Origin of the sequence: Aquabacterium sp. (assembly GCF_048860245.1) — a bacterium.
GTDB lineage: Bacteria > Pseudomonadota > Gammaproteobacteria > Burkholderiales > Burkholderiaceae_C > Aquabacterium.
In genome coordinates this window covers 24427-47395 of the sequence record NZ_JBLIZW010000035.1, presented here as the reverse complement: position 1 = coordinate 47395, position 22969 = coordinate 24427, and the positions used below count along the sequence as shown (strand labels likewise).

21 protein-coding genes are annotated in these 22969 nt (G+C 62.4%); 10 read left to right on the top strand and 11 right to left on the bottom strand.

Translation table 11 applies throughout. The annotated features are described in order from the left end of the window. Nucleotides 1–93: 93 nt before the first annotated feature. Both ACMV18_RS03975 and ACMV18_RS03970 read right to left on the bottom strand, forming a co-directional pair. The gene (locus ACMV18_RS03975) at nucleotides 94–1053 is read right to left on the bottom strand and encodes a transglutaminase family protein (protein ID WP_374257774.1); all 960 of its coding nucleotides are present in this window, start codon (nucleotides 1051–1053) and stop codon (nucleotides 94–96) included. Continuing rightward, nucleotides 1050–3635, bottom strand: coding sequence for a circularly permuted type 2 ATP-grasp protein (locus ACMV18_RS03970; RefSeq protein WP_420816767.1), 2586 nt, complete (start codon nucleotides 3633–3635; stop codon nucleotides 1050–1052). The genes ACMV18_RS03975 and ACMV18_RS03970 overlap by 4 nt, the downstream gene beginning before the upstream one ends. Nucleotides 3636–3809: 174 nt before the next feature. Between ACMV18_RS03970 and ACMV18_RS03965 the strand changes: the two genes are divergently transcribed. Continuing rightward, on the top strand, nucleotides 3810–5372 hold the full coding sequence (locus ACMV18_RS03965) for a methyl-accepting chemotaxis protein (RefSeq protein WP_420816766.1): 1563 nt from the start codon (nucleotides 3810–3812) through the stop codon (nucleotides 5370–5372). A 72-nt stretch (nucleotides 5373–5444) separates the two neighbouring features. Here the strand turns inward: ACMV18_RS03965 and ACMV18_RS03960 are convergent, their stop codons facing one another. From ACMV18_RS03960 to ACMV18_RS03935, 6 genes are all read right to left on the bottom strand, one after another. Further along, nucleotides 5445–8960: a DUF2126 domain-containing protein gene (locus ACMV18_RS03960; protein WP_420816765.1), complete on the bottom strand. Its 3516-nt coding sequence runs from the start codon at nucleotides 8958–8960 to the stop codon at nucleotides 5445–5447. 99 nt (nucleotides 8961–9059) lie between these two features. After that, nucleotides 9060–9782 carry an LrgB family protein gene (locus ACMV18_RS03955; protein ID WP_420816764.1) on the bottom strand — a complete coding sequence of 241 codons (723 nt, stop codon included), beginning with the start codon at nucleotides 9780–9782 and terminating at the stop codon, nucleotides 9060–9062. Then, entirely contained in the window at nucleotides 9775–10134 is a 360-nt protein-coding gene (locus tag ACMV18_RS03950; RefSeq protein WP_420816763.1) for a CidA/LrgA family protein, read from the bottom strand. The genes ACMV18_RS03955 and ACMV18_RS03950 overlap by 8 nt, the downstream gene beginning before the upstream one ends. Continuing rightward, the gene (locus ACMV18_RS03945) at nucleotides 10131–10817 is read right to left on the bottom strand and encodes a hypothetical protein (protein ID WP_420816762.1); all 687 of its coding nucleotides are present in this window, start codon (nucleotides 10815–10817) and stop codon (nucleotides 10131–10133) included. The genes ACMV18_RS03950 and ACMV18_RS03945 overlap by 4 nt, the downstream gene beginning before the upstream one ends. A gap of 132 nt (nucleotides 10818–10949) precedes the next feature. Next, the gene (locus ACMV18_RS03940) at nucleotides 10950–11408 is read right to left on the bottom strand and encodes a BLUF domain-containing protein (RefSeq protein WP_420816761.1); all 459 of its coding nucleotides are present in this window, start codon (nucleotides 11406–11408) and stop codon (nucleotides 10950–10952) included. A 103-nt stretch (nucleotides 11409–11511) separates the two neighbouring features. Next, nucleotides 11512–11976, bottom strand: a complete 465-nt coding sequence (locus tag ACMV18_RS03935) for an Lrp/AsnC family transcriptional regulator (RefSeq protein ID WP_374258871.1) — start codon at nucleotides 11974–11976, stop codon at nucleotides 11512–11514. A gap of 161 nt (nucleotides 11977–12137) precedes the next feature. Between ACMV18_RS03935 and leuA the strand changes: the two genes are divergently transcribed. Genes leuA through ACMV18_RS03910 form a run of 5 tightly spaced genes read left to right on the top strand, consistent with a single transcriptional unit; the run spans nucleotide 12138 to nucleotide 15882 of the window. Beyond that, nucleotides 12138–13835, top strand: a complete 1698-nt coding sequence (gene leuA, locus ACMV18_RS03930) for a 2-isopropylmalate synthase (RefSeq protein ID WP_420816760.1) — start codon at nucleotides 12138–12140, stop codon at nucleotides 13833–13835. 9 nt (nucleotides 13836–13844) lie between these two features. Then, nucleotides 13845–14123 (top strand): hypothetical protein, encoded by a 279-nt coding sequence (locus tag ACMV18_RS03925; protein ID WP_374258852.1) that lies wholly within the window; start codon nucleotides 13845–13847, stop codon nucleotides 14121–14123. 9 nt (nucleotides 14124–14132) lie between these two features. Next, entirely contained in the window at nucleotides 14133–14726 is a 594-nt protein-coding gene (locus ACMV18_RS03920; RefSeq protein ID WP_420816759.1) for an IMPACT family protein, read from the top strand. Nucleotides 14727–14760: 34 nt separating this feature from the next. Continuing rightward, on the top strand, nucleotides 14761–15411 hold the full coding sequence (locus ACMV18_RS03915) for a DsbA family oxidoreductase (RefSeq protein WP_420816758.1): 651 nt from the start codon (nucleotides 14761–14763) through the stop codon (nucleotides 15409–15411). Between the two features lie 36 nt (nucleotides 15412–15447). Continuing rightward, nucleotides 15448–15882 carry a hypothetical protein gene (locus tag ACMV18_RS03910; protein WP_420816757.1) on the top strand — a complete coding sequence of 145 codons (435 nt, stop codon included), beginning with the start codon at nucleotides 15448–15450 and terminating at the stop codon, nucleotides 15880–15882. A 9-nt stretch (nucleotides 15883–15891) separates the two neighbouring features. Here ACMV18_RS03910 and ACMV18_RS03905 read toward each other — a convergent pair whose 3' ends face one another. Both ACMV18_RS03905 and fabR read right to left on the bottom strand, forming a co-directional pair. Continuing rightward, complete coding sequence (locus ACMV18_RS03905; protein ID WP_420816756.1) at nucleotides 15892–16413, bottom strand: hypothetical protein; 522 nt, start codon at nucleotides 16411–16413, stop codon at nucleotides 15892–15894. 96 nt (nucleotides 16414–16509) lie between these two features. Beyond that, nucleotides 16510–17190, bottom strand: a complete 681-nt coding sequence (gene fabR, locus ACMV18_RS03900; RefSeq protein WP_374258857.1) for an HTH-type transcriptional repressor FabR — start codon at nucleotides 17188–17190, stop codon at nucleotides 16510–16512. 125 nt (nucleotides 17191–17315) lie between these two features. On the opposite strand from fabR, the gene ACMV18_RS03895 reads away from it, so the two are divergent. Together ACMV18_RS03895 and ACMV18_RS03890 are read left to right on the top strand one after the other, a co-directional pair. Continuing rightward, nucleotides 17316–18422, top strand: a complete 1107-nt coding sequence (locus ACMV18_RS03895) for a ferredoxin reductase (RefSeq protein WP_420816755.1) — start codon at nucleotides 17316–17318, stop codon at nucleotides 18420–18422. Between the two features lie 13 nt (nucleotides 18423–18435). Continuing rightward, the gene (locus ACMV18_RS03890) at nucleotides 18436–19551 is read left to right on the top strand and encodes a fatty acid desaturase family protein (RefSeq protein WP_420816754.1); all 1116 of its coding nucleotides are present in this window, start codon (nucleotides 18436–18438) and stop codon (nucleotides 19549–19551) included. A gap of 51 nt (nucleotides 19552–19602) precedes the next feature. Here ACMV18_RS03890 and pgl read toward each other — a convergent pair whose 3' ends face one another. After that, on the bottom strand, nucleotides 19603–20346 hold the full coding sequence (gene pgl / locus ACMV18_RS03885; protein ID WP_420816753.1) for a 6-phosphogluconolactonase: 744 nt from the start codon (nucleotides 20344–20346) through the stop codon (nucleotides 19603–19605). Between the two features lie 19 nt (nucleotides 20347–20365). Here pgl and edd point away from each other — a divergent pair, with 19 nt between their 5' ends. Both edd and ACMV18_RS03875 read left to right on the top strand, forming a co-directional pair. Further along, nucleotides 20366–22225 (top strand): phosphogluconate dehydratase, encoded by a 1860-nt coding sequence (edd, locus tag ACMV18_RS03880; RefSeq protein WP_420816752.1) that lies wholly within the window; start codon nucleotides 20366–20368, stop codon nucleotides 22223–22225. After that, the gene (locus ACMV18_RS03875) at nucleotides 22222–22875 is read left to right on the top strand and encodes a bifunctional 4-hydroxy-2-oxoglutarate aldolase/2-dehydro-3-deoxy-phosphogluconate aldolase (protein ID WP_420816751.1); all 654 of its coding nucleotides are present in this window, start codon (nucleotides 22222–22224) and stop codon (nucleotides 22873–22875) included. The genes edd and ACMV18_RS03875 overlap by 4 nt, the downstream gene beginning before the upstream one ends. The last annotated feature ends 94 nt before the right edge of the window (nucleotides 22876–22969 follow it).

Genomic DNA, 22969 nt, shown 5'->3' with positions numbered 1-22969 from the left:
GGTCCCATCGGGGCTCTCTTAACCCTCTGTGCTCTATTCAATGCACAGAGTGTGCCAAGGCGATGTGTCGGCTTCTTGACCTACGACATGCACTCACACCATTGTGGTGCATTTAATCGCGCGTGTATCGTGCTCTTCCAACAGGCGGGTGGTCACACGCACCAAGAGGGTGTGCTGCCCGCCCCCGCGGATCACACCACGCAGGGGCGTGACATCCCCAAAATCGCGTCCATGCGCCACCCTGACATGGTGCAAGGCGGGCACGCAATCGTTGGTGGGGTCCAGATCGAGCCAATCTTGTGCATGCGGCAGCCCCAGTCCGGGGACCCACACGCTCAACCACGCGTGCGAGGCATCCGCGCCCACCAAAGGCGCCTGGCCAGGGGGAGGTTGCGTCAGCAAATAGCCGCTGACGTACCGTGCAGCCACGCCCCACGCACGCAGACAGCCCAACATCAGGTGGGCGAAGTCCTGACAAACCCCCTGCCGCTTGGCAAACACCTCAGAGATGGGGGTGGAAATGTCCGTCGATGCCGGGGCGTATTTGAAGTCCCGGTGGATGCGCTGCATCAACTCGATGGCTGCCTCCGCCAAGGGACGATCGTCTTGCAAAGACTCTGCGGCATAGGCGGCCAGCTCGGCATGCCTGGGCACGAACGGCGAGGGATACAGGTACTCGCAGGCTTCTTCATACGGTGCATGCGCACGGTAGGCCAAGCGCTCCCTCACCTCACCACAGGTCGCCCCACGGGCAGGATCGAGGTCGGCATAGCGATGCAGCACCCTGACTTCGCTGCGTGCACGAACATTCAAATCGGCATGCGCTGCATGGATGGAGAAATAGGCGCTGCTGTTGCCATGCGTGTCACGCCGGGTGCTGTGCTGTGCGGGCGGCGGCTGCACAGACATGTCAAACCGCAGCAGCGTCTGCCCTTCATCCGACAAAGGGCGCAGGCAGGCAATGTGTTGCGCCTGCTCCACCGCCCAGCTATAGCTGTAATGTGTTTCGTGCTCGACCGAGAGTCGGGCCCAAGCCACTTCTCGCTCACTCATGTACTCACCATCGAGTCGTTGGGTTCAGCATGAGCAAAGTATTGACGTCCGATCTCGTCAGACAGCTTCCACCCTGCTTCCACCAAGCGATCAAGCAAGGACTGAACCGCCTTGCGCCCGGTTTCCGGATGGCAGAGTTCTTCGAGGGTGACGCCCAGACCCTCGTATGGCAGCCACGCTTGCAGATCGTCCTGCGCACCGGTCCTCGCCGGCAGTTTGCCCAGTTCGGTCCGCATACGTCGGACCACACAAGCCAGGGAGCGGGGGTTGGTCTCATCGAGCACCAGCAGCGCCAGCATGGCAGGCACTTCCAGCCGCCGCTGAAAGCGCGCACGGAAGGTGATCGTGCTGTCAAACAGGTCCAGCACCACATCAAAACCCTGGGGATGCTGGAACGCGCCCTCCCGCCAGAAGGCACGCAAGAAGCTGGCGTACCCCACCAGCCGCTCCACCATGCGCCCCACCGACATCAGGCGCCAGCCCGCATCGCGGGTCATGCGGTCGGTCTGTGCCCCCGTAACGGCGGACAACTGAATGGCCAGATGGTCCAACGCGGCCATGACTTCACCCGAACGCGCACTGATGGGCACGGCATCCTCTTGCTCAGCCTCTGAAGCCAGAGACTGAAAATCGGCCACCATGGTGCGCATCAGCCGGGTTTGGGATGGCAGCAGTCTTTCCCGAAGCGCTTCGGCCGAGCGGGACAAGGCCGAGAGATTGAATGCCAGACTGAAGGCCCCTTGCTTGGCATCTGCATCGGTGAGGGCCTCCAGCGCCACGCGCTCGAACACGCGACCGGATCGATCCAGGCCAGGGGTGCCCGGCGGCACCAAGCCGTTGGTGATGCCCAACGCGGACAAGGCACGCAAGACGGCCTCGTCCGGCTCGTCATCGATGGCGCGCAGGTTGATCAAGGCCTGCGCCAGGCGCAGCTGCTGCTCGCATCGCTCGGTGTAGCGTCCCATCCAGAAAAGATTTTCTGCCGTGCGACTGGATACGGGCCGCTGCCGCTGCGCCAACTCTTCCAGCCGAACCGACTGGGGCAACATCGAGAAGGCGTCCACCGCCCCCTCGGTCAAGACCCACGTGTCCAGCGAGCTGCCGCCAAGTTGCATGGACACCGGACCAGCATCTCGGGTGGCAATGCGGGTCATGCCGCCCGGCACCACGCGCCATCCACCATGACCGTCCGACAAGGCGTACACACGCAGCGATGCACCGCGCATCTGCAGCTGATCGTCGGTCCACACGGGCGTCTGAGCGTAGGGCACATAGTTCTGTGCCGTGAACGCCGACGGGTTCTGGCTGATGCGCGCCTCCAGGGTCTTGAGGCCAGGGGCAGAAAGCGTGGGGCCGTACAAAGTCTCGCACTCCGGCCCCGGTCGACATGGATACGTGGGGCGCACCAATTGCTGTGCCAAGGTCGGCTTGACGGCCTCCCAGGCCGCTGCCTCGCCACACCACCAGGTCGGCGCAGAAGGCAATTGCAAGGGTTCACCCAGCATCGACTCAGACAGCGCGGGCAAGAAGCCATGGACGGCCGGCGACTCCAGAAAACCCGTGCCCAGCGCATTCGCCAGCACCACATTGCCAGCGCGCACGACTTGCATCAGTCCCGGCACCCCCAGGGTCGAGTCCACCCGCAGCTCCAGCGGGTCACAGTAGTCGTCATCCAGGCGACGCAACAAGCCGTGAATGGGCTCCAGACCCTGAACGGTTTTGAGGAACAGATGCTCGTCACGAACGATGAGATCGCCCCCCTCCACCAACGGCAACCCGAGATACCGCGCCAGGTAGGCTTGCTCGAAGTAGGTCTCGTTGTAGGGACCTGGCGTCCAGAGCGCCAGCCGGGGGGGCTCGCCACCCGCGCACTGTGCCGCCAAGGCAGCCATGGTGTCGACCAACTGCCGATAGCTGCTGGCCAAGTGCTGGACATTCATGGCCCGATAGGCATCGGGGAACAGGCGAGACACGATCAGCCGGTTCTGCATGACGTATCCCAATCCGGAAGGAGCCTGGGTACGCTGTGCCGCCACCCACCAAGCACCGTCCGGCCCACGCACCAGATCAAACGCAAGCATGTGCAGGTACACGCCCCCTATCGGGCGCACCCCTTGCAAACCACGAATGTAGCCAGGGTGCCCTTGCACGAGTGCTGCTGGCAACAAGGCTTCATGCAGCACCCGCTGCTCGCCATACACGTCATGCAGGACGCGCTCCAGCAAGGTGGCACGCTGCATCACCCCGCGCTCCAGCGCCTGCCAATCCGACGCCGACACGATCATGGGCAACACTTCCAGCGACCAGGGCCGGCTGGGGCCGCCCGAAGCGTTGTAGACGTTGTACGTGACCCCGTCTTCCTGAATTTGCTGCGTCAACAGATGCTGGCGTCGGGACAGGTCTTGAAGAGGTGCCCCCAGATGCGACCAGAAATCTCGCCAGGAAGGACGCACCTCGCCATCCGGCTCGCACAACTCGTCGTAATGCCCGCCGTCGATCAAGTGCGCCTGCGACAACATGCGCTCGACGCTGACCAGGGCAGCGGCAGGCGCATCGTCGAGCGGAAGCTGATTGGCGGACATGGTGTGGACAAATTTAGGGTAATTGCTGAACAAGTGTTCAAGTTTTTCAGACTTTGAACCGATAACAAGCGAGCCGCTTCACAAAAGTACACGAAGTGCAGGCTGACAGCACAGATTGTGGCGCACACGCGATTTCACGACTCGTTCATCCAAGCCACTGTTCAGGGCGACACCATGCAATTTTTGGGCAACCTCAAGATCGGCCAACGACTGGCGCTGGGCTTTGGCGTCATTCTCTGTTTGTTCCTGGGGAGTCAGATCTTCGGCAAGCATCAGGCTGGTGTCCTGAACGACAACACGGTTGCCTTTTCGGACAACATTGTTCCCTCGCTCACGGAAATCTACAAATTCCGCGCGCACCTGGGAGACAGTCGTCGCTATGAGCTGCGCGCCCTGCTGCAAGCCAATCATGACGACCGCATCAAGGACTACGCCATCGTGCAACAACACGAGGCGGACATGCGCGCCGCCGTGGAGCGCTACAAGTCTTTGACCGCGGACGACACTGATCGACAACTCCTGGAGGCGGTGGACAAGGCCACGCAAGCCTATGCCGCCATCTCCACAGAAGCGTCGGAACTGGCAAAAAAATCGAACACCGATCCCGTCTTGTTTGAGCAATACCGTGATGTGGTGATCAAGCGCGGTGGCCCCGCATTCCAGACGGCCAGTGAAGCGGTGGAAGCCCTGTGGAAGTACAACGAAGTCCTCGCCGGCAAGGTGAGCGACTCCAGCAAATCGTCCTACACGCAAGTGTCGGTGGCCATGATCGTGGCAGGGGCCATCACGGTGGCCTTGACGGTGCTGATTGGTGTGGTCATCACGCGCTCCATCGTTCGCCCACTCAATGAGGCCGTTCAGGTTGCCGAGACTGTGGCGTCCGGCGACCTGACGTCGGTCATCCACGATCAGGGCCGCGACGAAACCGCGCAAGTCCTGACTGCGCTGCGACACATGAACGACAGCCTGGTCAACATGGTCACGCGGGTACGCCAAAGCAGCGAGTCGATTTCGACAGGTGCGACCGAGATTGCCATGGGCAACGCTGATCTGTCTCAGCGCACCGAAGAGCAAGCCTCCAACCTCGAAGAAACCGCTGCGGCCATGGAGGAGCTGAACTCCACCGTGCGCAACAACGCCGACACAGCCCATCAGGCAGCGCGCATCGCGGCCGAAGCGTCGTCGGCAGCGGCCGTCGGTGGCGACGTGGTGAACCGCGTGGTGCAGACCATGGGTGACATCACCCATTCCAGCCACCGGATTGCCGACATCATCAGCGTGATCGATGGCATCGCCTTCCAGACCAACATCTTGGCGCTCAATGCCGCGGTGGAGGCCGCCCGTGCAGGTGAACAAGGTCGTGGCTTCGCGGTGGTGGCCGGTGAAGTCCGCGCCTTGGCACAGCGCAGCGCCAATGCCGCGCGCGAAATCAAGACACTGATCAACGAGAGCGTTGAGAAGGTGGCCGCCGGCGAATCGCTGGTCAGCGAAGCCGGCCAGCACATGCAGGGCATCGTGCAGCAGGTTCAGCGCGTCACGGGACTGATCAACGAAATCGCCTCGGCATCGAACGAACAATCCACCGGCATCGACCAAGTCAGCGACGCCGTCATGCAACTGGATCAGGTCACACAACAGAATGCCGCGCTGGTGGAAGAGTCTGCGGCTGCGTCAGAGAGCCTGAAGCATCAGGCCCAAACCTTGAACGAACTGGTTTCAGTGTTCCGCACACATTGACCTGCGAACAAACGACGCCAGACCGGGGCATAAAAAAGGGGAGCGGATGCTCCCCTTTTTGCTTGGGCGTGATCAAGACGCCTGTCGCGTGGTCCGCAAATCCAGCGTCAGCGGATGCTCGATGCCCGCAGGCAAAGGCTTGATCTGCATGGTGCCCGGCGTGTGGCCCATGCGGAAGAAGCGCGCCAGACGACGGCTTTCAGCCTCGTACGAGTTGATGGGGAAGGTGTCGTAATTGCGGCCACCAGGGTGTGCCACATGGTACTGGCACCCGCCCACCGAGCGCTTGAGCCAGCTGTCCACCACGTCAAACGTGAGCGGCGCATCCACACCAATGGTGGGGTGCAGACAGGACGGCGGCTGCCGTGCGCGGGAGCGCACGCCGGCCACGAACTCGCCCACACGCCCCGTGGGGTGCATGGGCAAAATCTGCCCGTTAACCGTGATGACGTGTCGGTTGCCGTTCAAGCCCGTGGCCTTGACTTCCAGACGCTCCAGCGACGAGTCCACATAGCGCACCGTGCCACCCACAGCACCTTCTTCACCCATCACATGCCAGGGCTCCAGGGCACTGCGCAGGGTCAGGCGTACGCCTGACGAAGCGATTTCGCCGATGTAGGGGAAGCGGAACTCGAAGTGCGGCGCAAACCAGCTGGACTCAAAGTGGTAGCCCGCCATGCCCAGCTCGGCCAGCACGTCTTCAAAGTCCTGATGAACAAAGCTCGGCAGCATGAAGCGGTCATGCAGACCTGTGCCCCACCGCGTCAGGCGCTGTGCGCCATGGCCCTTGTACGGCTCTTTCCAGAACCAGGCCACCAGCGCACGCAACAGCAGTTGCTGCACCAGACTCATCTGGGCATGGGGCGGCATCTCGAAGGCACGCAGCTCCAGCAAGCCCAAACGTCCGGTCGGGCCGTCTGGCGAATACAGCTTATCGATGCAGAACTCGCTGCGGTGCGTGTTGCCCGTCGCATCAATCAGCAAGTTGCGCAAGGTGCGGTCGATCAGCCAGGGCGGGCACTGCCCCCAAATGGCCAACTGCCGCTCGATCTCGCTCAACCCGATCTCGGTTTCGTACACCTGATCCTGGCGGGCCTCGTCAATGCGCGGCGCCTGGCTGGTCGGGCCGATGAACAGGCCCGAGAACAGGTACGACAACGACGGGTGGTTATGCCAGAAAGTCAGCAGGCTGGGAATGAGATCCGGGCGACGCAGGAAGGGGCTGTCCGACGGTGTGGCCCCACCCAGCACGAAGTGGTTGCCGCCGCCGGTGCCGGTGTGACGACCGTCGACCATGAACTTCTCGGTCGACAAGCGGGTTTCGTGCGCCGCCTGGTACAGAAACTCGGTGTGATCCACCAACTGGGCCCAGCTGGACGCCGGATGGATGTTGACCTCGATGACACCGGGATCGGGTGTCACCTGCAGCACCTTCAAGCGTGCATCGCGTGGCGGCGGGTAGCCTTCCAGCACCAGCTTCAAGCCAGTCTCAACGGCCGTGGCCTCGACCGCAGCCAGCAACTCCAGATAGTGATCCAGGCTGGCCAGGGGCGGCATGAACACATACAGCACACCACCGCCCTGCCCTTCGGTCTCGACCTTGGGGCCGCTGGCGCGATCCGGGTTGCGCACTTCCACGCACAGCGCGGTGCGGGTGATCCAGTGCGCCGACTCAAAGCGAGACGGTGCCCGCATCGGGTCGACCAACGCGCTGGTCGAGGCCCCTGGCCCCGTCGACGCCGGATTGGCACCCAGCGCGCCCCACTCACCGTTGAGTGCACCACCACCCAAACCCGTCACGCCCTGCCCCTGGATGGACACAGCGCCACCTTGCGCAAAACCGCCACCCACCTGATGCTGCCCGTACTGCGCGCGCAGCGCCGAGGCATCAGGCAAGGCTGACTTGGGCGCAAACGGATCGTGCTCATGCAGATAGGGGTACTCGCCCTTGGACACCCAAGGCAGCGAGTCCAGCGGCAGGCGATAACCCATGGGCGAATCGCCCGGGATCAGGTACATGCGCTCGTCCCGGAAGAACCAGGGGCCGGTCGACCAGCGTGGCCCACCCAGCGGCACCTGCTCATTGGGTTTGATTGGCAGCACATAGCCCACCGTGTGGTCCAGCCCTTGGTCAAACACGCGACGCAGTCGGACACGCTCCAGCTCGTCATCCAGACGCGCATCCAGCGGGTCCACGTTCACGGGCAGACGGCGCTCGCGCCACAAGTAGTACCAGGTGTCCTCGTAGCCTGGGGTGATGAACTGCGTGGACAGGCCCAACTTGGTGGCCAGCGTGTCCATGAAGCGCTTGGCGTCTTCGCTGGTGTAGCGCTCACAGGTTTGCTCGTCGGCAAACAGGCTCGGGTCGTGCCAGCAAGGCTGGCCGTCTTCACGCCAGAAAATCGACAGCGCCCAGCGGGGCAACTGCTCGCCCGGATACCACTTGCCTTGGCCAAAGTGCAGGAAACCACCGTCACCATACCGGGCGCGCAGCTTATGCACCAATTTGGTGGCAAGCCCGCGCTTGGTGGGGCCCAGCGCGTCGGTGTTCCACTCCGCACCATCGCGGTCGTCCACCGACACAAAGGTCGGCTCGCCACCCATGGTCAGGCGCACATCCGATTGAGCCAAGTGCTGGTCCACCGTGGCACCCAAGGCATCAATGGCCTGCCACTGGTCATCGGTGTACGGCTTGGTCACACGGGGCGACTCGTAAATGCGGGTCACCGCCATGTGGTGCTCGAACTCGCACTCGCACTCGTCCACGGCGCCGGTCACAGGGGCTGCACCGGTGGGTTCTGGCGTACAGGCCACAGGGATGTGCCCTTCGCCTGCCAGCAAGCCCGAGGTGGGGTCCAGGCCAATCCAGCCCGCACCTGGCAGGAAAACCTCGCACCAGGCGTGCAGGTCGGTGAAGTCAACCTCTGTGCCCGACGGGCCATCCAGCGCGGCCACATCGGCTTTCAGCTGAATCAGGTAGCCCGACACAAAGCGGGCCGCCAAGCCCATGTGCCGCAAGGTCTGCACCAGCAGCCAGCCCGTGTCGCGGCACGAACCCGACTTCAGCGTCAGCGTCTCCTCCGGCGTCTGCACCCCTGGCTCCATGCGGATGGTGTACGAAATGTCGTTTTGCAGGCGCTGGTTGAGTTGAACGAGGAAGTCGATCGTGCGGACTTCGCTGCGGTCAATCGTGTTCAGAAAGGCCTGGAAGGCGGGCGTCGGCTCGACCTTGGCCAGGTAGGGCTGGAGGTCATGCAGCGAGGCTTCGTCGTAGGTAAACGGGAAGGTCTCGGCGTGCGGCTCCAGAAAGAAGTCGAAGGGGTTGTAGACCGCCATCTCGGCGACCACATCGACCGTGATCTTGAATTCGGTCGTTTTCTCGGGAAACACCAGGCGCGCCAGGTGATTCGAGAAGGGATCCTGCTGCCAGTTGATGAAGTGCTGCGCAGGCTCGACCTTGAGGGCGTACGACAAGATCCGCGTGCGGCAATGCGGCGCGGGCCGCAGACGAATCACCTGTGGCGACAGGTTGACCGGGCGGTCGTACTTGTAATGCGTGACGTGATTGAGGGCAACGTGGATGGACACACAGATCTCCAGCAAGACATCTCCGCAAACATTGTGCGGACTGTGTGTGACACCAGCAAGTTACGGGCCACCATCGTGGTGCATGGGCACCTTCAACGCTCAAGCACCCCACCATTTCAGCAAGATGGGCAGCAATGCGGCCGTCAACAAGCCATTGAGTCCCATGGCCAGCGCTGAAAAGGCACCGCAGCGCTCACCCAACTGCAGGGCGCGCGACGTGCCGATGGCATGGGCGCAGGTACCCAGTGCCGTGCCCAGGGCGGCATCGTCGTTGGGCAAAATGCGTGCAAGCAGCCAGGGACCGATCACCGCGCCCAGCAGCCCCGTCACCAGCACGATGGTGGCGGCCAAGGCCACATTGGCGCCCACCTGTTGCGCCACCACCGTGGCCAGCGCCGTGGTCACCGACTTGGTGGCCAGCGCCAGCACCAGCTCATGGCTGCCACCCAGCCACCAAGCGGTCAGCATGGCCGTGCCCACCCCCACGACGCTGCCCACCACAATGGCGGCCAGGGTGCTTTTCCAGCGTGCGCCCACATGCTGCAACTCGGCATACAGCGGAATCGCCAAGGCCACAATGGCCAGGCCCAGCATCCAGTGCAAAAACTGCGTGGCCTGGAAGTAATGCTGGTACGACATCCCCAGGGCTTTCAGCGCCACGATCACCATCGCCACCGACAACACGAGCGGGTGGACAAACGGCGACTGACCGGCCTTTTTGAACAACCAGGTCGCGGCGGCGTAAGCCGACAGGGTCAGAAACAGCGGAAACAGATGGTGATGCGTCACCACCTGCGCGGCATGCATCAGCACCTCAGACATCGTCACCTGCCTGACCATCCAGACGCCGCAGGACACGGATCGTCCAACCCGTGGCGACCATCCCGGCCACGATGCTGACCAACAAGGCGGCAGTCAAGGGCCACCAGTTGGCAGCCAGCAAGTCTGCCTGCTCCATGATCCCGACACTGACGGGCACCAGCAGCAAGGGCACCAGCAACAACATGGTGGAACCCGCCCGTCGCAACTCCGGCAAATGGCCCTTTTTGTACAACAGCGCCAGCAACACCAGCACCATGCCCGCCACCGATCCCGGAATGGGCAGACCTGTCACACTGACCACTGCCTCACCCAGCAACTGACCGGCCACCAGCATGGCCATACCTTGAATCATGGGGCAACCGCGCTCGCAGGCGTCGACTCCGCCGACGCAGCGCTCGGCAACTGGGGACGCTTTTCGTAAGACATGAACATCATGGGAATGAGCAATGGTGCCAGAGGCGCCAGATAAATCAGCAGCACCCCATGTGATGTCAGATAGACCGGTGTGGACATTTCCTCGGCCGCATGCTGAATGGGCGTCTCGACCGCCTCGACCGACACTTCATAAGTGCGGTTGAGTTTTTCATGATCGCGCCACGCCCGCAGGGTGTTGCCCTGCACATAGCGCTTGCCCGTCAGCTTGTTACCCAAGAACCAGTGACCCTGCTCGTCTTGCGTGAAGCCCAACTCGTGGGCTTGATCGACTTCCACCGGCGTGAGGTTGTCGGGCAGGTGCAGCATGTACATGCCGGTGATCACGCCTTCGATGTCCACCTTGAAGGGCGAAAACGCCGCGCTGACCTTCGCACGCAAAGGCGACTTGGGCAGCATGGCCACATCGGGCGGGCAATCAAACACATAGTGGTGGTTATCCCCCAGGATCACCAGTTGTTTGTGATCCTGCGAAATCAGCAGCATGGACACCTTCTCGGTGTAATGGCGCGTGACCGGGGCGGGGCCCGTCGCACAACCCGCATTCAGCAGAGCAAGCTGCGTTGCGGTCAGCGACAAAACTGTTCTACGGGTGATATGCATGCCCACGCTCCACGACATCCGGGAAACCTCACCCGGCAGATATTCGAATTTGTGCAGCACTGTAGCGCGCGGCGGGGTCGAAACCGCGACAACACCTTCAAGGAAGGGATGGCGATTACCCGAATGGGCGCATCAGGCCTTCGCCATGACACGCTTGGTGCGAGCAGCTCGGCTCTCTTTCCAGAATGCGCGCAGCAATAAAAGGCTTGGCACCGATTCATCCACCTCCCGGGCGGATGACAACATGCGTTCCCACGACTCCGTGGCGTCGTTGATCATCTCGGACTGCGCATTGCTTCCACAGCCCATGTGCCAATCAGGAAATGCGCGACGCTTGACCGGCTGATTCAGCAACTCGATCAGGCCGCGATGGCGGCTCGCCTCCTTGATCCGTTGGTAGACCCTGGCGACCCCCTCCATCGGCCCCTCAATGCACTGCATGAAGCAGCCATCGACATAGAGGAGCACACCGGTCACCCCCTGCGTCACATTGAACTCACGCGCATCCACCAACAGTTGCTCCAGCTCTCCGCTGTCAAGCAGATGGGTCGCAGAACTCACGTAAGCAATCGCGTGAAGGGGAACCGACATATTGTTAAACGGCTGACTAATTTCTATTCTAGTTTCAAGTACAGGAATGGAAAAGGGTTAGTGTCCGCTCGGATTTGATGCGCCTCAAAGCTCGTGAACCCCCTTAAACGGGGACTGCCGTGTTGTTGACCACTCTGCGTAAAACGAAGCTGGAATGAACGCCGGTCACCCCTTCAATGCGTGTCACACGGTTCAAAAGCAGATCCTGGTAAGCGTCCATGTCCCGCACCACCACTTTCAGTTGGTAATCCGCCGACTGCCCGGTGATCAACAGGCACTCCATTACCTCGGGAATGGCGGCGACTTCCCGCTCGAAGTTCTCAAACCGCTCCGGGGTGTGCTTGTCCATGGAAATGTGCAGCAAGGCCATCAAGGTCAGGCCCAACTTGCGAGCATCCACCAGGGCACGGTAGCCCGTGATCAGGCCCGCCTCTTCCAGTGCCCGCACTCGGCGCAGACACGGTGACGGCGACAAGCCAATGCGATCGGCCAGTTCCTGGTTGGTCAGCCGCCCGTCTTGCTGCAAGCAAATCAGGATCTCTTTGTCATACCGATCAAGCTGCATGATGCACCTCATTCAAGCAATGAGGCATATTTTGCCAAACACACTCACATTTAAGCAATTTAATTGCACAAACAAACTCATACAAAGCAAAGAACGCAATCAAATGCCTCACCAATCAGCATAAGATTTCACCCATCGAGACACCTTGTCTGCGCGAGTTGATCATGTTGAAACAGCCCACCCCCAAGTACCAAGCTTTCCAGCCCGTTCGCATCCAGGATCGCCAATGGCCCAGCAAGACCATTGACAAAGCCCCCATCTGGATGAGCACGGACCTGCGCGACGGCAACCAGGCGCTGTTCGAACCCATGAGCGTCGACAAGAAGATGCGCATGTTCAAGACCTTGTGCGACATCGGCTTCAAGGAGATCGAAGTGGGCTTCCCTTCGGCCTCGCAGACCGAGTTCGATTTCGTGCGCAAGCTCATCGACGAAAACCACATCCCCGAAGGCGTGCACATCGAAGTGCTCGTTCAGGCACGTGAGCATTTGATCCGCCGCACCTTCGAGTCCCTCAAAGGCGCACGTTCGGCCATCGTGCACTTCTACACCGCCACCAACGACCACTTCCGCGAAGTCGTGTTCGGCATGAACCGCGAAGAAGTCACCAAGATGGCCGTGGATGCCGTCGAATTGATCAAGCAACTCGCCGCCGACATGCCCGAGACGCAGATCATGCTTGAGTACAGCCCCGAGCATTTCTCGTCCACCGACCTCGATTTCGCCCGCGACATCTGTGATGCGGTGACCGCCGCCTGGGGCGCCACGCCCGAGCGCAAAGTCATCCTCAACCTCCCCGCCACAGTGGAAGTGGCCACCCCCAATGTGTACGCCGACCAGATCGAGTGGATGCACCGCCACCTCGCCCGCCGCGACAGCGTCATCTTGAGCTTGCACCCGCACAACGACCGCGGCACGGCCGTGGCCGCTGCGGAATTGGGTCTCCTCGCTGGCGCAGACCGCGTGGAAGGCTGTCTTTTTGGCAATGGCGAGCGCACCGGCAACGTCGACTTGGTGACGGTGGCATTGAACCTCTACACCCAAGGCGTGGATCCGGAGCTCGACTTCTCGTCGATCAACGACATCGCCCGCACCTACGAATACTGCACCCAGCTCCCGGTCCATCCACGCCATCCTTATGTGGGGGACCTCGTGTTCACGGCCTTCTCCGGCTCCCACCAGGACGCCATCAAGAAGGGGTTTGCCACTCAAAAGGTGGAAGAGACCTGGACAGTGCCCTACCTCCCCATCGACCCCGCCGACGTGGGCCGCACCTACGATTCGATCATTCGCATCAACAGCCAGTCCGGCAAGGGTGGCGTAGCGTACTTGCTCGAATCCGAGCACCAGATCGTCATGCCCCGCCGCATGCAGGTCGAGTTCTCGGGTGTGGTCCAACGCCATGCCGACGCGGTCGGCACCGAAATCGATGCCAAGACCATCTGGGACTTGTTCTCTCAGACCTACATCGACGCCCGCACGCCCATCGCCTACGTCAATCACCGCTTGTCGGAGCACGGCTCACAGCAAGCGATTGAGCTGGACCTGGATGTACACGGTGTGCGCCACCGCCTTCACGGTGAAGGCAATGGCCCGATCGATGCGGCCATCAACGCCATGCGCCGCTTGGGCATCGACGTGCAAGTGCGCAGCTACGAAGAGCGCTCGGTGGGCGAAGGCACCGCCGGCAGCCATGCCCAGGCCTGCGCCTTCGTGGAAGTGGCCGACGTTCACAGCCGCACCGAGCGTTTCGGGGTAGGCTTGGATGGCAACATCGTGACGGCCGCCCTGAAGGCCACCGTGAGTGCCCTCAACCGCTTGGGCGTGAAAGCGGGTCAAACCGATCAGGCCCAAGCCGCCTGACCCCGCACCATGAGCATCGTGGTTTACTGGTTGACGCAAGGCCAGCCATCCGTCCGGCAATTCAACGACAGCGAATTGCTGGCCGCGATGGCCTTTGCCGAAACCCAACGCAAGGCCAAGGACGCCAATGGTCAGGCCGCCCACCAGCACGTGGTCATCAACACGGAACTGGGTGACTGCGTCAGCAAGCCCGGCGTCAGCGACGAACTCCCCGCCGACTACAGCTGGACCAAGTCTCACCGTGGCGGCCCACCCGAATCGGGCAACCCGCCTCGCACCCTGGCCTGAGCCCAACGGATGCCGCAAACCCTTGCCGACGCCGCTCACAGCGAGTTGCTGATCAAGAAAAGCCGCTTCATTGGCTGCGTGCAACCGGTCGCTGACCGGGAACGGGCCCAACACATCGTGGCCGAACTGCGCGCCACCCATCCCGGCGCCGCCCATGTGTGCTGGGCGCTGCTGGCGGGCGGTCAATCGGCCGCCGTGGACGATGGTGAACCCAGCGGCACGGCCGGGCGCCCCATGCTGGACGTGCTGCGCCACCAGGATCTGGAGGGCGTGCTGGCCACGGTGGTGCGCTACTACGGTGGCGTCAAACTGGGGGCTGGCGGCCTGGTTCGCGCCTACACCGACAGCGTGGCACAAGCCCTGCTGCTGGCCACCAAGGTGCCCATCGTGCGGCACGTCACCCTGATCTGCGACGCGCCCTATGCACAAGAAGGCATGGTCCGCCGTGAACTGGACTTGGCGGGCGCCACCCTGGGCGCCGTCACCCACGACGCCAACGTGACCTTCACGTTCCAGGTCGCTGAAGCCGATGCTGCAGCCCTGCAGGCCCGCTTGAGCGAGGCCGGGCATGGCCGCATCACCTGGCGGGACATGCAAGCTTGATTAGGATGGCGGTTGATTCTTTTGCTGCCCCGCCATGCCGACTACCCTCAAGATTGATTTTGTCTCGGACGTTTCCTGCCCTTGGTGCGCCATTGGTTTGACGGCCCTGCTGCAGGCCATTGACCGCGTGAAGGACGAGGTCACGGTGTACCTGCGCTGCCAGCCGTTTGAGCTCAACCCACGGATGGCGCCCGGTGGGCAGGACATCACCGAGCACCTGACCGACAAGTACGGCAGCACACCCGAACAGCAAGCCCAGATCCGCGACATGATCCGCCAGCGCGGCGAAGCCGTGGGCTTTGTGTTCAACCCGGACGGACGCGGCCGGATCTACAACACCTTCAACGCCCACCGCCTGCTGCATTGGGCCGGTGTGGAATACCCCGCCCAGCAGATTGCCCTGAAGATGGCGCTGCTGGTGGCCTGTCACCGCGACCAACAAGCCATGGATCAAACCGACACGCTGCTGCAGGCCGTTCAATTGGCTGGGCTGGACGTGGCGCACGCCCAGGCCATTCTGGCTGGCGACGAATTTGTGGATGAAGTGCGGGAGGCCGAGACCTACTACACCTCGCGCGGGATCCACTCAGTGCCAGCCGTCATCCTCAACGACCGACAATTGATCTCGGGCGGACAAGCCGTGGAGGTGTACGAGCGGGCACTGCGCGAACTGGCGCAGGCCTGAGCCGCCCCAAGAAACATCACATCAGGAGAGCAGCGCATGAAAAAAATCGCGGGAGGCGTCTTGACCCTTGTTCTGGCCAGCTTGGCATGGAAGGCCAAAGACGCTCAGGTGGTGCAGGACTTTCTGCACCCGCAGCGTGCCACCCGGCCCACCATTGAGTTTGACAACGACCCCAAACCCGTTGCTGGCCCCACCACAAACTCGACCTCGTCAGCCACGCCCAAAGCGCCTGCGGGGGTGCGCAAGTGCAAACAGGGCGACAGCGTGATTTACACCGACGGCGAATGCCCCAAAGGCAGCAGCGAGCAAACAGTGAGCGGCGGTTCGGTAACCGTGGTGCCGGGACAAGCCAGCCCTGCGGTGAACGCCAGCAGCAGCAAGATCCCGCATGCCCGAGACCTGCTCATTCCCAAGAACGATGGCCAGCCGTCGATGCGCGATCAGGCCATGGAGCGCACCATCAACCGATGAGGCATGGACTCAGCGGCTGATGCAAACGTCGTTGTAAGTGCGCTCAAGTGAACGCAAGGCTTCGATTTCCTTGGCGTTCAATTCAGCCTCGCGTTTGCGCTTGAGCGCGATGACGTCACGCATGCCGTCGCAACGGTCGGAGCGAATATGCGCTTGCTGTTGCTCTTTCCGGCTCAGTTCTCGTTGCGCCTGCTGCGTCTCCTCCGCTCTCATCTGATCCTGACGCACTCGCGTCCGGGCCTCGCGGTCTTCAGCAGAACACTTTTGCCGATACTCTTCGTGCAAGCCCTGCATCACATCTCGATGCACACCGCGCGAAGGCCCTGTGCGAATGGCTTCATTGATCGACGCACACCCCGAACTCAGGTACTTCAGATGATCCTGGGCTTTGGGCAACTCGGGGCGATAGGGGGTCGGCTGCGGGTACGTTCTGACAGGACCCAAGGCCTGCAACTGGGTTTGCCCCGCGCACGGACGGTCAGAGTAATAGACCTGCCCGTTCACGGTGCAGCGGTACGGCGCCGCAGACACCACAGATGCCGTCCCAACCCCGAAGAGGCAACAAACAATCGCGCGATGCATGGCTGTTCTTTGCAGTTTTTTACACTCAGCCCACATTCCACCACATCAGCGCGCAGGTTTGCCTTTTTCGGCCAAGGTTTGGGTGCCTGTCACGATCATTCGGACCATGAACGCCAGTTGCTCGGTGAACTCAGGGAGTTGCTCTTCGGGCAGATCCATCGCCGTCGAGCCCATGGCAAACACCAGACGCGTGATGGCCTTGGCGGTCAGACCCGGCTCACACAGGCCGGTCTTGTTGGCTTCACCCAAGCGGATCAGATCCAGGCGCAACTCTTCTTCAAAAAAGTTCAACTGGCGATCGACCGCACGCTTGAAGGCATCCGAGCCCACCGTTCCCTCACGCAACAGGATGTGCAGCAGTTTGTCGTCGCTGCGCAACTGGTCCATGAACGCCTCGACCGAACTGCGCACCACGCTGCGGTCCGCACTGGCGCGCTGACGCGCTGCACCAATGATTTGCCGCAAGGATTCCCCCGCGCGCTCAATGAGCGCCACGGCTAACTCATCCATGTCCCGGAACTGCCGGTAAAAGCTGTTGGGGGCAATGCCTGCCGCACGTGCCACCTCACGCAGGCTCAGTGTCGACACGCTCCGATTGGGCCCCACCAGCTTGAGCGCTGCCGCAATGATGTCCTCTCGGGAAATGACTGCTTTGCGGCCAGGCGTGCCCGGAACCGTGGGTTTGGTCACGCTGCTGTCAGATGGCGTCGTCAGGATGCTGCTCATGTTCGGATATCCGTGTTGCCGACATCATATCGCTGCGCAATTAATGCACAAGTGTATAGACAAATGTTCACGGATCCGTATACTGTGCACATCCTGCCAATGGAGCCTTGTCCTTGTCCGCATCAATGTCTCTTCCCCGCACAGCTGTTGAGCCCAGTGCCTTGCGTCGCCTGCTGACGCCGCTGATCAACCCGGCCGTGTTTGACTTCTGGGCTAGCAAAATCAATCCTGCCTGGTCGTGGGAGCGTGCGCTGGCGCGTGTGGTCGCTCGCAAGCAAGAGGCGGCCGACACGGTGACGCTGGTCTTGGCGCCCAATGCCAATTGCGGAGGGTTTCAAGCCGGTCAGCACATCAACGTGACCGCCGAAATCAATGGCCGCCGCACCACCCGTAGCTACAGCCTGAGTGATGCGCCCCGCGCCGATGGTCGTCTGTCGATCACCGTCAAACTGACCGAAGGTGGCGTGATGAGCACCCACCTGTGTCAACACATTCAAGTGGGTGACGTGCTGGAGTTGGGTGAGGCTTTCGGGGACATGACCCTACCCGCACAACCTCAGGGGTCTTGGCTGCTGCTCGCTGCAGGCAGCGGCATCACGCCCATGATGAGCCTGATCCGCGCCCAACGCGACGCCGGATTCACCGCACCCGTCACCCTGATTTACTGGGCCAAGACACGTGCCGAACTGTGTTTTGTGGATGAACTGCGCGGCTTGGCTCAGCAATTCGAACGCTTCCAGTTTCAGCCTGTGCTGACACATGAAACGACACTGCAAGCCGGTGAAGCGCAAGGTTTCATCAGCCTGGCGCAGTTGCAACACATCGTGCCCGATCTGCGCGCCCGCGATGTCTACGCCTGTGGCCCGGCTGGCTTCGTCGAAGCCGCTCGTGACCTGAGTGCGGGCCAGATGCGCAGTTTCAAGTCCGAAGGCTTTACCCCACCCACCTTGGCCAAGGTTGAAGCCGCCGCCACCGCCACGGTCTGGGGGCACCTGGCACGCAGTGGCAAGGACCTGGAAGTGCCCACCACGCTGTCGCTGCTGGATGCGCTGGAGGCCCAAGGCTTCAAGCCCCGCTCCGGTTGCCGCATGGGCGTGTGTCACACCTGCTCGTGCACCCGCACGGCCGGCACCACCTTGGACATGCAGTCTGGCCAGCAAAGTGGCGAGCCTGGCATCGATGTGCGCCTGTGCATGTGCACGGCCCGCACGGATCTGACCCTTGACCTCTGAGCATCCAACCACCATGAGCAAATCTCTGAGCCGCAATCTGAGCCCCGAAGAAGTCGAAAGCTTCGGCGCCGAGATCGACGCCCTGCGTGCCCGTGTGGTCGCCGATCTGGGTGAACGCGATGCCCGCTACATTCGCAACGTCTACAAGGCTGTGCGCTACACCGAAGCCATTGGGCGACTGATGTTGATGGTGGCGTGGTTTCTGCCGGAAGGCTGGGTGTTCCCGATCGCAGCCATCGGCGCCTTCACGCTGGGTCTGTCGAAAATCATCGACAACATGGAGTTGGGCCACAACGTCATCCACGGTCAGTTTGACTGGATGGGCGACCCTTACCTCAACGGCAAGCGCTTTGAGTGGGACATCGCCGGCACGTCGGACAACTGGCGCAAGACGCACAACTTCCGTCACCACACCTACACCAACATCCACGGCATGGACGAGGACTTGGGCTACGGCGTGCTGCGCCTGTTTCCTGAGCAAAAGTGGCACCCTGCCCGCTTGGGTCAACCCATTTACGCCATCATCTTTGCGCTGCTGTTCCAGTGGGGCGTGGCCATTCAGGACCTGCGCCTGGGTCGTTGGTTCCAAGGTCGCGTGAGCAACAAGCAGATGTACAAGCTGGCCCACCCCACCTTGGTCAAGGTGCGTGGCCTGATGATTCGTGACTACCTGATCTGGCCTCTGTTGGCTGGCCCCGGCTTCTTCGTGGTGCTGGCGGGCAATGCCTTCGCCAACGTGATGCGCAGTCTGTGGACGTACACCGTCATCTTCTGCGGTCACTTCACCACCGATGTGGAAACCTTCCCCAAGAGCGTGCTGAAGAACGACAACCGCGCGGCCTGGTATGTGCGCCAGGTGCGTGGCTCATCCAACCTGACGGGCGGCTTCCTGACGCACTTCATGACCGGCAACCTCAGTCACCAGATTGAGCACCATCTCTTCCCCGACATCCCCGCCAACCGTTACGTCGAAATGGCGCCAGTGGTGCGCGACATTTGCCAACGCTATGGCCAGCACTACAACACGGGTTCCATGTTCAAGCAATTTGGTCAGGTGATCTGGCGCATCGTGCGTCACTCGTTCCCGAGTTCACCGGCCCGCCCCATGAAGGCTCGCATGGCCAAGTAACTCTGGCCCTGCTTTTCAACCGCACCCGGTCACAAGCTGGGTGCGGTTTTTTTATGTGTGAAACACCGCGCACGGCACGGTGGACTGACACACGGCCAAGGCGATCGGGCAGGCTTGCCTGTCGCATGACGCGGCGGCTTGCCGCAACAACGTCAGCTTGGCCTCACCGGTGAGGTGCAACATCAGCTGCCGCGTGTCCAGCAAGGTACGGGCGTTGAGGCTCACGCGGGGCACGGGCACATTGGGCGCCTGCGGTGCCGACACCGCCACACACCGCCCCGCCCCCTCGGGCGACAAGGCCTCGGACAGTTCTGGCGCATGCGGAAACAGGGAGGCTGTGTGGCCGTCTGCCCCCATGCCCAGAATCACCACATCGGCAGGCCACGGCAAGCGCACCAGCTCTGCCTCCAAGGCAGGCAGCCCCTGTGCCGGATGGGGCGCCCCGTTGAACAAGGGGACGAACCTTGCCTCGGCCGCCGCGCCCTGCAGCAAATGGGCGCGCACCAAACGAGCGTTGCTGTCAGGGTGGGTGTCGGGCAGCCAGCGTTCATCGGCCAGGGTGACCACCACCCGAGACCACGGCAGCTCACAGGTCGACAAAGCCTCAAAAAACGGCACCGGCGTACTGCCTCCTGACACCACCAACAGCGCCTGACCGCGCCGCGCCACAGCCTGACGCAACTGGCCTGCCACGACCTGCGCCAATTGGTATGCCAACGTGGCCGCATCGGGCGCGGTGTGCAGCCCTTGCAACAAGCCATCTGGCATCACGGTGGGGGAAGACAGTGCATGCATCGTCCCATCATAATGAGCCATGCCTTTGACTGCACAGCCTCCCTCTCTTCATGACACGGTGCGCGAGGTCACGGACCGCATTCGCGCCCGCAGTGCGGACACCCGTCAGGCCTATTTGCAGCGCATCCAGTCGGCCGCAAGCCAAACGGTGCAGCGTGCAGCGCTGGGCTGCACGAACCTGGCCCACGCCTACGCCGCAGCGCCATCCGGCGACAAGATCTGGTTGCGCGAACAGCGCGCGCCACACATTGGCATCGTCTCGGCTTACAACGACATGCTGTCGGCCCACCAGCCCTTGCATGCCTACCCCGAATGGATCAAAGCCAGTGCGCGCGCAGCCGGCGGCACCGCGCAGTTCGCCGGGGGCGTGCCCGCCATGTGCGACGGGGTGACGCAAGGTCAGCCGGGCATGGAGTTGTCGCTGTTCTCGCGTGACGTGATCGCCATGAGCACCGCCATCGCGCTGTCACACAACGTGTTTGACGCCGCCCTGTGTCTGGGCGTGTGCGACAAGATCGTGCCGGGACTGCTGATCGGGGCCTTGTCCTTCGGGCACCTGCCCACCATCTTTGTGCCGGCGGGGCCCATGGGGTCCGGCCTGAGCAACGACGACAAAGCACGCGTGCGACAGCGCTACGCCGCAGGCGAGATCGGCGCGGATGCCTTGCTGGAAGCCGAAGAACAGGCCTATCACGGCGCAGGCACCTGCACCTTCTATGGCACGGCCAACAGCAACCAGATGCTCATGGAAATCATGGGGCTGCATCTGCCTGGCAGCGCTTTTGTGCCACCGGGCACACCTTTGCGTGAGGCCTTGACCCGCGAGGCCGCCCGCCGCGTGCTCGCACTCACTCACGGCCAAGCGCACTACACACCTGTCGGGCATGTGATCGACGAGCGCGCCATCGTCAACGGCATCGTGGGCTTGCTGGCAACCGGTGGCTCCACCAACCACACCCTGCATCTGGTGGCCATGGCACGTGCGGCGGGCATCGTCATCAACTGGGACGACTTTGATGCCTTGTCGGCCGTGGTGCCTTTGCTGGCCAAGGTCTACCCCAACGGCAGCGCCGATGTGAACGCGTTTCATGCTGCAGGGGGCATGGGCTTCCTGATTCGTGCGTTGCTGCAAGCCGGACTGGTGCATGGCGATGTGCAGACCGTGGCCGGCCCGCAGGGCTTGTGGCACTACACCCAGCGCCCGGTCTTGCGTAACGGCGCCCTGGTGTGGGAAGACACGCCCGAACACAGCGGCGACCCGGCCGTGCTCACCACCGTGGCCACGCCGTTTTCGCCTGACGGTGGGCTGAAAGTCTTGCAAGGCAATCTGGGACGCGCCGTGATCAAGGTGTCCGCCGTCAAGCCTGCGCACCGCGTGGTCGAGGCACCTGCCTTGCTCTTCAACGACCAGCACGAACTACAAGCGGCCTATCAAAGCGGTGCGCTGCAGCGTGACTTTGTGGCCGTGGTGCGCTTTCAAGGCCCCCGCGCCAACGGCATGCCGGAGTTGCACGCGCTCACCCCGGCCCTGACCAACCTGCAAGACCAAGGCTTCAAGGTGGCACTGGTGACCGATGGCCGCATGTCGGGCGCGTCGGGCAAGGTTCCGGCTGCCATCCACGTCACCCCGGAAGTGCTCGCAGGCGGCCCGCTCGGCAAGGTGCGTGAAGGCGATGTGATCCGCCTGGATGCCGATCGTGGCACCTTGCAAGCCCTGGTGCCTGCTGCCGAATGGGACGCACGCCAGGTGGATACCGCAGACCTGCGTGCCAACACCGTGGGCATGGGCCGTGAGTTGTTTGGTGGCCTGCGGCACATGGTGAGTGGCGCAGAGCAAGGCGCCGTGAGTTTTGACTGGAACCCGCTGGAGTCGCGATGACACGTCCGTTACTGAGCCTGGAACAGGCCATGACCTTGGGCCCGGTGATCCCGGTGCTGGTGATTGACCGGGTGGACGACGCGGTGCCACTGGCGCGCGCGTTGCTGGCCGGCGGCGTGAACACCCTGGAAGTGACCCTGCGAACCCCTGTGGCCATGGACGTGATCCGCGCGCTGGCGGCCGAAGTGCCGCAGGCGGTGATCCTGGCCGGCACGATCACCACCCCCGAGCAATGGGAAGCCGCCCATCACGCCGGGGCACACTTCGGGGTGTCGCCGGGGCTCACGCCACGGCTGCTGAGCGCCCTGCGCAGCGGTAGCCCCATGCCCTTGTTGCCGGGCGTGGCCACCGCATCGGAATTGATGACGGCCATGGATGCCGGCTTGCGCTGCTTCAAGTTTTTCCCTGCGCAACAAGCCGGCGGCGTGGGCATGCTCAAGGCCTTCCACAGCCCCTTCCCTGACGCGCTGTTTTGCCCCACCGGCGGCATCTCGCCCGACAACGCCCGCACCTACCTCGACCTGCCCAATGTGGCCTGTGTCGGCGGCTCGTGGCTGGCCCCTTCTGCCGCGGTCAAAGCGGGGCAATGGGACCACATCACGGCGCTGGCGCAGGCGGCGTCCACCTTGATGCAGCCCATGCAATGCTGAGACTGCTGCACTGCACCAAAACACCCCTCATTCGGGCGATAATCTGACAATTGCACCCGCCAGATCCTGACGGGTTTTTTCACTCTCCTTGAAG